The following is a 14,633-nucleotide window of genomic DNA, read 5'->3' as shown; positions in this document are numbered from 1 at the left end:
GTGATTCTTTTTAGTGTATTCTTAAACTGTTAAATCGCCTGATATGGATTATTCATCACAATTTTTGCCTGCTTAAACCCAATATGTCTACAAATTATACCGCTTATCAAACTCAATCAGCAATATTATTTATTTTTTTTAATAGAACTGATACTACGCTGAAAGTTTTAGAACGAATTAAGCAGGCTAAACCTTCGCGATTATATCTTACCTGCGATGGTCCACGTGAAAACCGGGCAACAGAGGCAGAAGATTGTAGTAAAGCTAAAGAATCAGTAATGGGTTTTATTGATTGGGAATGCGAAGTACATACCTTATTCAGAGAAAAGAATCTGGGGCCAAAAGAAGCCATATCCTCTGCAATCGATTGGTTTTTTCAACATGAGGAAGAAGGAATTATATTAGAGCATGATTGTTTGCCCTCTATGAGCTTTTTTTATTATTGTGATAATTTGCTGGATAAATACCGGAATGATACAAGAATCTGGCTGATATCTGGCTTTAATTTCGATACAAAAAAAAAATGGGGTAAAGGCTCGTATTATTTTTCTAATTTAACTAATGGTTGGGGCTGGGCTACCTGGAAAAGATCCTGGAATAACTATGATAAGAATTTAAGCCAGTACAACGCAGATGAAGTTAGAGGACCACTGCAAAAAATATTTGAAGATCCTTTGATTGTTGATAGGTGGGTAGAAATATTTAATGAAACCAAGGAAGGTAAAATTGATACATGGGATTATCAGGTAACTTTTTCACATTTATTTAGTCATTCACTAACCATTGTCCCTAATTATAATCTCGTAAGTAACATTGGATTCGATCAGTTTGCAGAAAATACCACTAATGCCAATAGTCCTTTTGCCAATGTTCCTTTAGAGGAACTGGGAGAGCTGGTTCATCCAAAATATATGGTGCCGGAAAAAGAGGCAGATTATAATCTTTTATTCGAAGAATTTAATATTCGGGGTAAGTTAGCGGAAATGGCCTATTTAAAAAAACACAATTCTTATAGAAGAAGGTTTAAAAGATGGTTCAAGTCTCTTTTTAAGGGTTAAACAATTTTTGCTTAGACTGCAGGCATTTAAATAATTTTTTTATACAGCTCAATCGTTTTCGAAACACATTTATCAATAGGGTATTCCAGCGATTTTTTTTGCCCTGCATTACCCATTTCTCTTCTAAGAGAAGGAGATGAGATAATAGTTTCTAACTTTTCTGTCAACGATTGTAAAGACTGGCCATCGAAATACTGTGCAGCGTTTCCTGCAATCTCTTCAAAACAGCTGCAATTACTCAGCAAAACGGGACAATTATTCTTAAAAGCTTCTAATATTGGCAATCCGAAACCTTCGTATAGTGAAGGATAAACAAAGCATAAGGCATTTTTATAAAGCGTATTCAGCTGATCATCACTAACAGATAATTGTATGGTCTTCTCTAAGATATTATTGCGTATTAAAAACTCAGAATCGCCATAGCTTAAAGCCCCGCCACCCGCAAATACCAGGCGTAACCCAGGGTATTTTTGTGTTAACTTTTTAAAAGCCTCTACTGTTAAATGGAAATTTTTATAACTCCACCTGGCACCAACAAATAAAATGTACTGCTCAGGTAAGCCTTCAACAGGAGCGTACACTGGTTCAGCCAGATCTATTCCATGATGTATAACTTCTATTTTATCTACATTAACATTGCTGTATTTTAATATGTCGGTTTTTGTTGTTTCGGATATAGCTATAATTTTATTTGCCTTCTCCATTAATATTCTTTTATAAAAAGGTAAAGGATCAGATGAGGGGAAAAATTGAGGCAGCGCCTCATAGGTCATATCATGAACGGTTATAACCAGCGGCTTTTTCAGGTACTTTAGAAAATAAGGGTTAAAATAGGTAGGGTGAAAAACAGAGAAATCATTTTTTTTAAGCAGGTACTTGCTGTACGAGTTATTGCGTTTAAGGAGTTTCTCTTGTGTTTTAAAAAGCGGATTAAATAACGAGCTGCTTAAAGGCTGCTGTTCATCTCTGATATAATAGTTATTAGATCTTAAAAGGCCCAGTTTATACTCTACCTCCTCTGTTTTCTTTATTCCATTCATCAGATACTTAAAATACCTGGAAATGCCTCCATAGGTTTGCTCTGTAAATATTTGATGATCGTATAAAATCTTAACCATAATTTTTAGGCTGATTTTTTAAACTTTGGTAAAAAAAGTAAAATGAGATTAATAAATGCTTTTAAAAATTTGTACGCTAACGGATGCTGTTTAATGTACAAAAACTGTTCTGCTTTTTTATCCCTTAAATGTTTAAAGTAATTATAATCAGCTATAAACTCAGGAAAATGATTATTTAAAGATGCTTCGCGCTCCGCATTCATTAACACATGGTTATCGGTATTGGAAGAAATGCCTGTTGCATCATAATTGGTGATGATGATATCGATGTGTTTGTACGAGGCTTCACGCTTGCATATGGCATAGGTAAAAAATTCCCAGTCAGATACAATTTTGAAATTTTCATTGTAAGGAAAGATCGTTTTAAACAAAGTTCTCTTGATAAAACTGGCCTGGTGTGATATGTTCTGTTCAAAAAAGAAGGCAAAATTTAACTGATCCGGAAACACTCGTTTACTCTGCTGATGTATTTCATCATAAATAATGTCGCCATAGTAAATATCCAGTTGTTCTTTCATGGCCGTTAGCGACTGCGAAATTACCGTATTGCTGTAAAGCCAGTCACCACTATTGAGGAATAAGATGTAATCTCCGGTAGCAATGTTTATTCCCTTATTCATTGCATGATAAATCCCTTTGTCGGGTTCGCTTATCCAGTAGGTAATCTTATCTGTATTCTGGGTTAATAATTTAGCGCTGCCATCATTACTGCCACCATCAATAACAATAAATTCAATATTGGTGGCACTTTGCGAAAAAACACTGCTCATCGTTTTTTCAAGCCCGGTGCAATTATTATAATTAACGGTAATAATTGAGATCTTTTGTTCGCTCATGCTACTTTTTGTTGCTTAAATTTCTCAATAATTCTTCCAGTTGCTGTTTTATCACCTCGGGGGTGTATGTTTTTAACGCGTTAATCGAATTGTTTCTGATGTTATTCCAAAGATCGGGAGAATTATATAACTGAATGATTTTTTCTGCAAAATCTTTGGTATCATTCGCTACCATTACATCGTGGCCATTTGTTAACCCAATACCTTCTACGCCAATATCAGTAGAAACAATTGGAAGTCCATATTCTAAACTCTGGCCAATTTTCCCTTTCATGCCTGCACCAAACCGTAATGGTGATACAAATACGCGGTTACTATGGAAATATGCTGAAACATCATGTATATAACCAGGAACAATTACCCTATCCGAGCGTAGCGCAAGTATTTCATCGGTAGGATTGCTCCCTAAAAGCGTTAAGGTTATCCGCGGATCGGCGGCCCATACCAGAGGCATAATTTCTTTAACTAACCATTGCACAGCATCTATGTTGGGTTTGTGCAGATAACCACCAATAAAAAGTAAGCCACTTCTTAAACTGAAAGAACCTGCAGCTTCGGTTAAGATTTTTATTTCGTGGATATTAGGTATTATCTCAACATTTTTTATGCCTTCGTTTTCTAAAATTTCTTTTTCATCCCTTGTAATGGCCAGGGTAATATTGGCAAGTTTTGCAATATTAAGTTCTACATGTTTAATATCATTGGCCTCTTGAATAACAGATTGGTCTCCAGAAAGATCACCTTCCCGCTGCAACCTTAAAAAATGAAGATCAATTGTGTCATAAATCCAGAATAAATCTTTTTTCTGTTCAAATAAAAACTTAAACTGCTCATTATTGTGCGGTTTGCACAGCCACACAGCATCAATATCCTGAAGCTTACCTTCGAGAATTTTGATCATTCCACGCATATTAGGAAAACGGTACAGCACTTCGAACCCTTCTAAAATCATCTGATCAAAATACCGTGGCTTTTTCTCGCCGTTGGCAGGTAAAAATATCACATGAAATCCCAAGGCTTTTACCAGCTGCATAATTTTGAATATCCTGTTCGAACCAGAATCCTGATCAGGCGTAGGGATAACATCATCGATAAATAATATAGTTTTTTGTGCAGGCTTTTCAATTAAGGCCTGGGCCTTTAACTGTTGAATATTATAACACACCACCTCTGCCAAAGGCTGATAAATAACCTTTTTGTTTTTGCCGGCAAGGGATTGACCAATCTGATCTCCGATATTAACTGACGAAAGAAGATTAATATCAGACAGGTTTAAGTTGCTCAAATGATCTCTGTGGAAAATAAAATTAGCTGAAGCATAATGTGTAATTTCTCTTTGAGAATTAAATTCAGGATGATTACTGTCCTCATAAAAAATAGTGTTGCCTTCTGTTCTAATGAGTAAGCCATTCCTATAAAGGTGTTTTGCCCCTGCACAGCCTACCTCTTCATTTTTTAGTACTTCGGCAAGGAGTTCAACACTGTTTTTCTTTATTATAGCCTCACTTGACTGGATATAGATTAAATTTCCTTTCGCATTTTCTAAAATTGATGCAAAAGAAGCCGTTTCTAACAGAATAATTCCTTTAACATTATTATTCAGGAAAGAATTGACATGGTGATCTTGATTTTTGAATACAATAACCTCAAAAGTATGTTTTTCAGAAATGTGATCGCTTAAAGATTTTAAACAGTTATAAAGATAATCTAAGCGATAGTTGCCAGTTACGATAACGCTAATAAATGGCTCCTCTGAACGTTGAAATACTATTTTTTCTGCAAGAATGGTCTTCCTGTCTAAAAGATCCGGAGTAGCCTCATCAACAAAATACCGGTAACCAAATAATGCTGAAATTAAATCTCTTGTTTTAATATAAATTATGGGGTTGGTATCGGAAGAGAAAAACGGAGAGAATTTACGGGATATAATATTGTAAAATCCTTTAAAAGCAGATTTTTTAACAAAAATAACAGACGCAAATACCAGTAATAAACGCAGCAGGTAATCTCCCCAAAAAGATGGCGATAAGGAATATAGTTTTGTTTTTCTTTTTGATATTCCGGTATAATATCTCTTCGTAATCTTAATTGAGACTTTATAATTGTATTTATCTATCCAACGGTAAATTTTCATGTGTTTAATAAGTGCTGTAGCCTAAAATTTTTTGGAAAATTTAATAGCAAAATTTAGTCTGCTTAATCCTGTTCTGTTTTTCAGATCAGGAAAATAAGCTTGATAATGTTTATAGATAAGCCTGATTAAATATAGACTGTATCCTTTTTTATGGTGGGCGGCATATATTTTACCAATCAGTTTTTTATCTGCTTCTTTTAAGTTTTTATATTTGCCTAAAAGGAAAAGATTCAGATCAATTTCTTTAAAACGTTCTGCTTTGATGTTGGTTTTTACATTACCTTTAAACTTGTGCATCACTGAAGAACTATGGATTCTGTGCAGTGTTAAACATTCATTTACACAAGTAATTTTGTGATGATATAGGGCTACAAACCCGATCCACCAGTCATAATATCCTGTTTCAGGAATTGGAGATATGTAGGGTAACAGTGCCTTTGAAAAAAGAGTGGTATGCCCGGTAACCGAATTATAGAATAGTGCGCTTCTGTAATCACGGTTCCCCAATTTAAAATCGGGATTTAATGTTTGTCGCCCAATGAGATTTTCTGTTTGATCTATCCATTCTGAATTCGAAAAAATCAGCCAGTTATCTCCTATATTCTGATGTAATAGCGCTAATTTGTGCTCCAGCCATATGTCATCCTGATCGCTTATGGCTATAAAATCGCCTGAACAAAAAGATATGGCTTTTTGAAAGTTGGCATTAAAACCGATGTTCGTTTCATTAAAATACAGTTTAATCTGTTCATATTTAGCAGCATATTGTTTCAATATATCTTTTGTGCCATCAGAAGAACCATCATCAACAATAACCAGTTCAATGTGTTTATAGGTTTGGTTAAGAATACTATCCAGTTGTTGTTGTAAAAAGTTAGCGCCATTATAGGTACAAAGCGCTATAGAAATGAGTGGCTCCATGATCGATTACTTTAGCAGGAGTTTGATAACCTGTTTCAAATTTAAATTGCTAAAGGTAAATAAATCTGATCCTATAAACTTACCAAGGGAAGATTTATTGTTGGATTTAAGCAGGTAGTTATACCAATCTTTTTGCAGTTGTTTGCTAAGAAGCCTTTGGTTGAATACCTGCTTTTTTCGATTGGCTCTTAATATATTTACCAGGTGGTGCTCTATTTCATGTTCAGAAAAAGCAGCATCTTCAGGGCGCAGGATTGAATGATGAACCAATAAACTTTGTTGATCTACTTTATCAAATAAGAAAGATAATAAATAGGCTATGGTTTTGAGCTCGCTTTGCACCATTTCTGCCTTTTTCTTTGATGTTATACTTTCTCCGTGAATGCGGTATTGTAACAAACGCTCGTGCAGGTTTGCAACCGGATAACTCATTGTGATTTGAGAAAATAAAAAATAATCTTCAGCATATTTAAAATTTTCATTGTAGGCAAATTTCTTTATTGTTTCAGCATCCGCCATAATTGTTGGATGTATAAAAGCATTGCGAAACAAGTTAAATACTTTGATTTTAGCACTATGCTGCGGCCGGTTTAAGTTGTTTGTTTCTTTTCCGGTTGCATCAATAGCAATCGCCATACTGCCACACAATTTATAGGTTGGGTTTGCAGTTAGAAAAGCAGCTTGTTTGGTTAACCGATCGGGCATGGCAATATCATCAGCATCCATTCTGGCAATATATTTGCCCTTACTCAACACCAATCCTTCGTTCAACGTATTTACTATACCCTTATTCACTTTATTATTAACATATTTTATCCGGCTATCTAAAAAAGAGCTGATTATGGCGTGCGACTGATCTGTACTTCCATCGTTAATAATCAAAAATTCGAAGTTTTTATAGGATTGATTGAGTATGCTTTCTATAGCTTCCTTTACAAAAAGTTCGCTGTTAAAAACAGGCATTAACACCGTAATAAGATTATTTTGCTCGTCAATCATGTACTGGGTTTAGGTGCGGTAAAAATAAGATAATTTAAGCGTTAATAAGCTTATAAAAGATGGCATAGATTTTTGCATCTTTAAAGCCTGAAAAAAAAGAGAAAATGACGACAGGTTTTTCAAAAAAAGAAGGAGCTACAGCACCAAAAAAAATATTGTTTATTACCCCGTTTTTTGGCAGAACAGGCTCAGAAATGCAGTTACTCTACATCCTTGAAAATTTGAATGCAGAAAAATTCGAAGCCTGCTTATTTACCCGTAATGATGGGTCCTTGCTTAAGGACCTTCCAAAATATATTAAATACTTTGTTGGCTATAAAAAAAGCAGAAATTATCTGCTCAGGCTGTTTAGGCTATTGCTATATGCTGTTAACGTAAATCCTGTAGAGTTTCAACTGCGAAAAATTCAGAAAAAAGTTAAAGCAGATTACTGGTATATTAATACAATTGTAAACAGAGATGCATATTCTATTGCGTTGAAACTGGGGGTAAAGATTATTTCACACGTTCATGAAATGCCGTTGTATTACGATATGGTTAAAGAAAAAACCATAGAAAACTTATTAAAATCGGACCTGTGTATTGGATGTTCTAAAGTAGTATGCCAAAATTTAGAAGATATGGGGCATCAAAATGTGAAATTGCTGAACAGCTTTGTAGACGACCGGTTTATTTCTTTAAGCGAGACTAAAATAAGCGAGCAATTTAATTTTGCTCCTACCGACTTTATCTGGATAATGGCAGGCAGTGTTAATGCCATCAAGGGTGTTGATTTTGTAATTCCTTTATTGAAAGAACTTAAACCCAATCATAAAATTATGTGGATTGGTGGCATTGAAGATTCGGGCACAACAGCTTATGCACAAATAGCCGGTAAGGCTGCATTTAAAGACAGGCTGTTTTTTGTAGGTCGAAAATCTACCGACTATTACGACTATTTTAATTTAGGTAAGGGGTTCTTATTATTATCCCGCCAGGATTCTTTTCCTTTAGTGATGCAGGAAGCTGCACATTTGGGGAAACCAATAGCCGGTTTTAACTCGGGTGGCATTGAGGAATACGTGAATGATAAAATCGGCATAGTGGTAAACCAGCTTTCGTTTACTGAACTGGCGAAGGCAATGGAAAAAATAGAAGAAAACTACGGGACATACGATAAGGATTACATTAAACAATATGCAAAGAGTTTTAATGCAACAGATCAAACCTTAAAGCTACAATCGATTTTAGAAGAAATCTAATCGTTAAAAGCCTGCATATCTATTAAACGTTTGTATAAGCCACTTTTAGCCATCAGTTCGCTATGGCTTCCGGTTTCTACAACGCTACCTTTATCAATCACCACAATTTTATCGGCATGTTGTATAGTACTTAAACGGTGCGCAATTACGATTGAGGTGCGGTTTTTCATTAAATTATTTAAGGCATCCTGTACTAATTTTTCAGATTCAGTATCCAGTGCAGAAGTAGCTTCGTCTAAAAGCATGATTGGTGGATTAGCCAATACAGCCCTTGCAATACAAACACGCTGTTTTTGCCCGCCTGAAAGTTTGTTCCCTCTGTCGCCAACAAAAGATTGATAGCCATTTTCTGTGTTCTCAATAAAATCGTGTGCATTTGCGATTTTTGCTGCCGCAATTACTTCCTCCATTGTGGCATTGGGTTTTGCAAAGGCAATGTTATTAAAAATGGTATCGTTAAATAAAAAAGACTCCTGGTTAACTGTTCCCATTTGTGTTCTTATACTCTCAACAGTTAAATCTTTATAGTCATAGCCGTCGATTTTGATTGTTCCCGATTTTGGATCATGGAACCGTGGTAGCAAATCCATCAACGTACTTTTACCACCACCTGATGGGCCAACCAATGCTACAGTTTTTCCTTTTTCGATCTCGAAATTTATCGAATTCAAGATTTGTTTATCACCATAACTGAATGAAACATTCTGAAGGCTGATTGCACTATTAAAACCATCAAGAACTCTAGCACCAGGTTTATTCACTAATGATGGCTTAGTATCAATCAGATCCAAAACGCGTTCACCGGCAGATATGCCAGAGTGTATTCCGCTAAAAGAATCAGTTAAAGCTTTAATTGGCTGCATTACCTGAGAGAACGTAGCCAGATAAACAACAAAATCTGCTGCTTCGAGATCTCCTTTTCCGCTTAAAATCAAAGTGCCGCCATATAATAAGATAAACACCACTACCAAAACACCGAGCGTTTGCGAAACAGGAGAAGCAAGTTGTTGTCTTCTAGCCATTTTTCTGTTCAAAAAAGAATAAAACTTATTTTCTTCATCAAACTTTTGCTTCATTCTTTCTGTAGAATTAAACGCTTTGATAATTTTTATTCCGCTAAGCGATTCGTCCAGAAATCCGATCATTTTAGCAAACGATTCGTGAGATTGAGTGGCCTGCTGTTTTAACCTTTTTACAATCTTGCTGATAATAAATCCGGAAACAGGAATAACCAGCAATGAAAATAATGTTAACTTTAATGATATCGAGATTAAAACCCCCACAAAAAACATAAGCTGTAACGGCTCTTTAAAAACTACCTGCAGTGTGTTGGTTACGGTAAACTGAACCACCTGTACATCTGATGCCACTTTTGAAATAATATCACCTTTACGCTCATTGTTAAAGTAGCCAACATGTAAATTCATTACATTGTTAAAAACGGTTTTTCTTAAATTTAATAAAGTATGTACCCGCAGATCTTCCATGTAGCGCTGAGAGAAGTACCTGAATAAGTTTGATAAGAATACTGTTACGATGATTACAATACAAATAATCTGTAATGCATGTATTTTATCATGTGCGATTATTGCATCCATGTAATCATTAAATTTTCCTAAGAAATTTAACGAACCTTCAGCTTTGTCTGCTTTAATATTAGTAACCGTTTTGCCAAGAAATAGCGCCTGCATAAGGGGGCCAAGCAGTGTGAATAAAAATGTATTAAAAATAATAGCAAATAATGTTGCAATAACATATGGTATTGCAAATTTTTCGATAGGCTTGGCAAAAGATAATAAACGAAAGTATGTCTTCATTTTTATGTGAAATGGTATAGGTAAATATGGAAGATGTATTGAAACATTTCCAAAAAAATCTAATTAAAACTTGACAAAGGTAAGGTTTTCAACTCAACCCAACTGATTTTAAGAAAAGGGTACGTTAAAATTACAATCGTTTAATGTTTTTGTTGCTAACCGATTGATTTATAATAGTCATTACATCAGAAATATTTAGGTCCGAATTGTATTTCTGCTTCAATACCCCGAGCTTCGCCTTACTTGCATGAATGCGATCGCGATGTGCCAGATAATCTCTATAGCTTTCCAGTACCCAGGTTTTGCCTGTAAGCAGTTTTGGAATAAGTTCTGTAAAAACCTGTTGTAGTGGATAAAATAATTTTCTTAGTCCCTGCAGATGAATTCCCTGTAAAATATAGCGGTTGCGGTAATAAATCTTTTTAATAAAATTAGATTTGATTTGGGTTTTGGTACTCCCGCTTACATGGTGAAAACAAAATGCCCGGTGCTCATAGTAACATTTCCAGCCCAGTTGCCATGCACGTAGGCTCAAATCAAAATCTTCTGATGAAAAAGGAGAATAAATTTCGTCAAAACCACCTAGTTCTTTTAATTTTTGAGCATCAACCAGGGCATTAGCACCGGAAAGGTAAGCAGTGTACACACTCTCATCTTCAGGATTTTCACTATAATAAAATTTATTAGCCTTAATGCGGCAGCCACCATAGTATAAAAGACGTGCAGCATCTTCAATCCGGCTTTCATCAAAACTCATTATGCGGGCCATAACGCCAAAAGTATCGGGCTGATCAAAGTATTTCCACTGATGATCGAAATAGTTGGGGGTAAGTTTTACATCAGAGTTCAAAAGCAAAATTAGCTCATATTTCGCCTCTCTTATGCCGTGGTTGCAGGTGTAAGAAAAGCCCCTGTTCTGATCATTGATCAACAGTTTTACATTTCGGTAATTTTCCCTGATAAAAGAAATGCTGTCATCCTTAGATCCGTCATCAATTACGATTATTTCGAATTCGGTGTTTGCATTTTCTGCTGCAATAAAAACCGATGGAAGATATTTTTCGAGCAGGTGCCTGCCATTATAATTGGGTATTACGATTGAAACACGCTTCTGCATTTATTTTACAATTTTATAGTTCCGGTATTCAAATAAACGCAATCCGGTTAAATCTTCAATTTTTTGCAAAACCCTTCTGCGGAAATTCATTTTTGGGGTTTCTTTTGTTAAGTCTTTATCGAATTTCCAGTTTGCTGCGGCAATTCTTGCCTGCATTACTTTTGGATGTGTGCCTTTAAAATGAACTAAACGATCGGCATTGTGCATATCATATGTATCCTGCACCGGATAATTTTCTTCAATCCATTCTTCTGTTTGATAAAACTGGTTGAAGTTACGTACTTTGCCTTGGAGTCCTTTTGGCGGCTTTACCCATCCGTAATGATAAATATAGGCATCAATTAATTTAACCTTAAGCTTTCTGCCGTTAATCCTGAAACCTTGCGCATCCCGGTACGAAGTTACCCCAGGCAGGTTTTTGATAATCCTAACCTCTCTTCTATACCAGCGTCTCGATTCGGCCAGGTAATCATAAGAAGCGTAAAAATGTTTGTATTTCAAAAGCAGCGCTTCAACATTACTGTTATTCAGTTCCTGCTCCATTTCTTTTTTAATCAGCGGAAGATAATCCTCGTGGATCGCTTCATCGCCCTGGATGTAGACCATCCAGTCGGTATCAGCACTTATTTCGGCCAAAGCTTTATTGGTTTCATCGGCAAAAACACGACCACCTTCACGAATACTATCATCCCAAACGGTATCAATGGTCCTGATTTTAGGATCGATACTTTTTACCATTTCAGAAGTTTCATCCGACGAATTTCCTAATGCAACTATAAAATCATCGCATAAAGGCAATACCGAAAGTATGGCTTCTTTGGCAGGGTAATCGTTTACAATTGCATTTCTTAAAAAGGTAAAACCGGTAACTTTCATTATTGGGGCGCTTTGTAGCTGATAATTTTTGTTTCTTTGTACAAAGATAGTTTTATTGATGAATACGCATCTATCCATTTTAAGCGAAGTAAAAGCCGGCAATTATAAAGTTTTGGCAAGAGCATTAACGCTTGTGGAAAATAGTATAAAACCGGCTGAGTCAATTTTAAAGGAATTAGATAGTAACATCAATATCCCGGTTCTGGGTATTACAGGCCCTCCTGGTGCTGGTAAAAGTACCCTGGTAAACGCCATAACTCAGCATTTTGTTGCCAAAGGGAAGCGTATTGCCATTTTAGCGATTGATCCCACCTCACCATTTAATTTTGGTTCTTTGCTTGGCGACCGTATCCGGATGGCCAATCAGTTTAACAATCCCAATGTGTATATCCGGTCTTTAGCTACCCGGGGCGCATTGGGTGGCATTTCTGCTAAAACCATAGAAATGGTTGATGTTTTAAAAGCATCTAATTTTGACCTGATCATTGTAGAGACTGTTGGTGTTGGCCAATCGGAGGTTGAAATTGCCGGCTTAGCCGATAAGTCGATTGTTGTGCTGGTTCCTGAATCGGGTGATGAGGTACAAAACATCAAATCGGGACTGATGGAAATTGCAGATTGTTTTGTAATTAATAAAGCAGATAGGGAAGGAGCCGATACTTTTGCCAATAATTTAAAAAAAATCGTTCATCAGGGAATAAAGACCATCCCGATTTTAAAAACCATTGCCGATAAAAACTCAGGCATAGATGAGTTGTGCGCCTGGATTGCTAAACCCCAAAAAACCGATAATGATCGTAAAGCATTCCTTTTCGCCGAAAAAGCATGGAAACTTATTCAGCACAAAAGGATGCAGGATATAGATAAAAAAAAGCTGCGAGAAAAAATTCAGGCAGCCTTAAAAAATGATGGATTTAATGTTTATCGTTTTGCCGATAGCTTTGGTGAGGGTTAACTGGTTAATTGTTAACCCTTCGACTACGCTTAGTGGTTAACTGATAACCTGCTAATTGTTGAGATTGTTTTATTGCTAATTGTTAGCGCTGGTTTACTGGTTAATTGTTTAACTGAGTAGTCATAAATCTTAAATTGTTGAGGGGTATCTATAATCAACATCAAACGCTCAGCGCCACACTCTTAATTTTCTTAACTTCTTAATAATCAATAACAGGTTAACTGAAAACTAACAACTGCTAACTGAAATTAACTATTCATAATTTCCTCAATTTCTTCTGCTTCTAAAGGAATATCAGCCATTAAATCTACATTTCCATTTGCAGTAATGAGAATATTGTTTTCTAAACGGATGCCCAAACCTTCTTCCGGGATGTAAATACCCGGCTCAACAGTTAAAATGTTGCCAATTGCAAATGGCGTGTATCTCCCGGCAAAATCGTGTACATCAATACCCAAATGGTGAGAAGTGCCATGCATAAAATATTTTTTATAGGCCGGGTAAGCAGGATTTTGTTTCTTAACGTCTTCTAAAGAGATTAAACCAAGGTTAACCAGCTGTTCGGTCATAATTTTCCCAACATGTTCGTGGTAAGTATTCCACAATACACCTTCCCCAATTAATTTAACGGACTGTTTCATTACCTGTAAAACAGCATTATAAACGTCTTTTTGCCTTTGGGTAAAGTGGCCGTTTACCGGGATTGAGCGACTCATGTCAGCATTATAATTGGCATATTCTGCCCCAAAATCAAATAGAATCACATCCCCGCTTTTACACTCCTGGTTGTTATCGTTATAATGGAGGATATTCGCGTTATGACCAGAAGCAATAATTGGTGTATAGGCGTGCCCTGTACCACCCTGACGGATAAATTCGTGAATGATCTCTGCCTCTATCTCATATTCCTTTACGCCAGGTTTGGTAAATTTTAATACCCTTATAAAGGCATCGCGGGTTATGGCACAGGCTTTTTTAGTTAACTCTACCTCAACATCCGATTTAACGGCACGTAAACTACGCATAATAGGTGCCGAACGCTCATAATGATGTAGTGGATACTTTGCTCTCATTTTCTCAATGAAACGGATATCGCGATAAGGAACTTCGTGCGCATACCGGTCGTTTTCATTTGTGTTGAGGTAAATATGTGCTGCATAGTTAACAATACTATGTAAAATGTTGTCAAAATCTTCTAACCAATAGATGCTTTCAATACCCGAAGCAGCCTTTGCCTGCTCCTTTGTATATTTATAGCCTTCCCACACCTTGATATAATCGTTGGTCTGTCTTAAAAACAGGACTTCTCTGTACAAAGGATTAGGACAATCTGGATATAGAAGCAATATTGTTTGTTCCTGGTCAATTCCTGATAAATAAAATAAATCAGGATTTTGCTTGAAAACGAAGCTTTGATCACCACTTCTGGGAAATTCATCACTTGAATTGAAGATGGCTAATGAGTTGTTTTTTAGCTGTTTAGTGAAATTTTTTCTATTCAGAGTAAATAATGACTGATCTATAGTAGGATATTTCATGAAAATGGTATTTTTAATTGGAA

The 14,633-nt window shown here is 36.0% G+C and carries 12 protein-coding genes; 3 read left to right on the top strand and 9 right to left on the bottom strand.

What is annotated here, in order from left to right; genetic code table 11:
• The first annotated feature begins 83 nt into the window (after positions 1-83).
• Complete coding sequence (locus ABD769_RS15380) at positions 84-1,058, top strand: nucleotide-diphospho-sugar transferase (RefSeq protein ID WP_344852287.1); 975 nt, start codon at positions 84-86, stop codon at positions 1,056-1,058.
• 26 nt (positions 1,059-1,084) lie between these two features.
• On the opposite strand, the gene ABD769_RS15375 is transcribed toward ABD769_RS15380, so the two are convergent.
• Genes ABD769_RS15375 through ABD769_RS15355 form a run of 5 tightly spaced genes read right to left on the bottom strand, consistent with a single transcriptional unit; the run spans position 1,085 to position 7,066 of the window.
• Entirely contained in the window at positions 1,085-2,176 is a 1,092-nt protein-coding gene (locus ABD769_RS15375; protein ID WP_344852286.1) for a glycosyltransferase family 4 protein, read from the bottom strand.
• A gap of 5 nt (positions 2,177-2,181) precedes the next feature.
• A complete protein-coding gene (locus ABD769_RS15370) occupies positions 2,182-3,012 on the bottom strand; it encodes a glycosyltransferase family 2 protein (protein ID WP_344852285.1) in 831 nt (276 codons plus the stop codon).
• A 1-nt stretch (position 3,013) separates the two neighbouring features.
• Positions 3,014-5,146 (bottom strand): glycosyltransferase, encoded by a 2,133-nt coding sequence (locus ABD769_RS15365; protein ID WP_344852284.1) that lies wholly within the window; start codon positions 5,144-5,146, stop codon positions 3,014-3,016.
• Positions 5,147-5,167: 21 nt separating this feature from the next.
• A complete protein-coding gene (locus ABD769_RS15360) occupies positions 5,168-6,067 on the bottom strand; it encodes a glycosyltransferase (protein ID WP_344852283.1) in 900 nt (299 codons plus the stop codon).
• Between the two features lie 6 nt (positions 6,068-6,073).
• Positions 6,074-7,066: a glycosyltransferase family 2 protein gene (locus tag ABD769_RS15355; protein WP_344852282.1), complete on the bottom strand. Its 993-nt coding sequence runs from the start codon at positions 7,064-7,066 to the stop codon at positions 6,074-6,076.
• 104 nt (positions 7,067-7,170) lie between these two features.
• On the opposite strand from ABD769_RS15355, the gene ABD769_RS15350 reads away from it, so the two are divergent.
• A complete protein-coding gene (locus ABD769_RS15350; RefSeq protein WP_344852281.1) occupies positions 7,171-8,307 on the top strand; it encodes a glycosyltransferase in 1,137 nt (378 codons plus the stop codon).
• Here the strand turns inward: ABD769_RS15350 and ABD769_RS15345 are convergent.
• The 3 genes from ABD769_RS15345 to ABD769_RS15335 form a co-directional block, all read right to left on the bottom strand.
• Positions 8,304-10,124: an ABC transporter ATP-binding protein gene (locus ABD769_RS15345; RefSeq protein ID WP_344852280.1), complete on the bottom strand. Its 1,821-nt coding sequence runs from the start codon at positions 10,122-10,124 to the stop codon at positions 8,304-8,306. The two genes, ABD769_RS15350 and ABD769_RS15345, sit on opposite strands and share 4 nt — an antisense overlap.
• Positions 10,125-10,254: 130 nt before the next feature.
• Positions 10,255-11,241, bottom strand: a complete 987-nt coding sequence (locus tag ABD769_RS15340; RefSeq protein ID WP_344852279.1) for a glycosyltransferase family 2 protein — start codon at positions 11,239-11,241, stop codon at positions 10,255-10,257.
• Entirely contained in the window at positions 11,242-12,117 is an 876-nt protein-coding gene (locus ABD769_RS15335; RefSeq protein ID WP_344852278.1) for a glycosyltransferase family 2 protein, read from the bottom strand.
• Between the two features lie 58 nt (positions 12,118-12,175).
• Here ABD769_RS15335 and meaB point away from each other — a divergent pair, with 58 nt between their 5' ends.
• A complete protein-coding gene (gene meaB, locus ABD769_RS15330) occupies positions 12,176-13,072 on the top strand; it encodes a methylmalonyl Co-A mutase-associated GTPase MeaB (RefSeq protein WP_344852277.1) in 897 nt (298 codons plus the stop codon).
• 248 nt (positions 13,073-13,320) lie between these two features.
• On the opposite strand, the gene ABD769_RS15325 is transcribed toward meaB, so the two are convergent.
• Positions 13,321-14,610: an aminopeptidase P family protein gene (locus tag ABD769_RS15325; RefSeq protein WP_344852276.1), complete on the bottom strand. Its 1,290-nt coding sequence runs from the start codon at positions 14,608-14,610 to the stop codon at positions 13,321-13,323.
• Positions 14,611-14,633: the final 23 nt, after the last annotated feature.

This window comes from Pedobacter jeongneungensis, assembly GCF_039538295.1.
Taxonomy (GTDB): Bacteria; Bacteroidota; Bacteroidia; order Sphingobacteriales; family Sphingobacteriaceae; genus Pedobacter; species Pedobacter jeongneungensis.
This window is presented reverse-complemented; position numbering and strand designations above follow the sequence as displayed.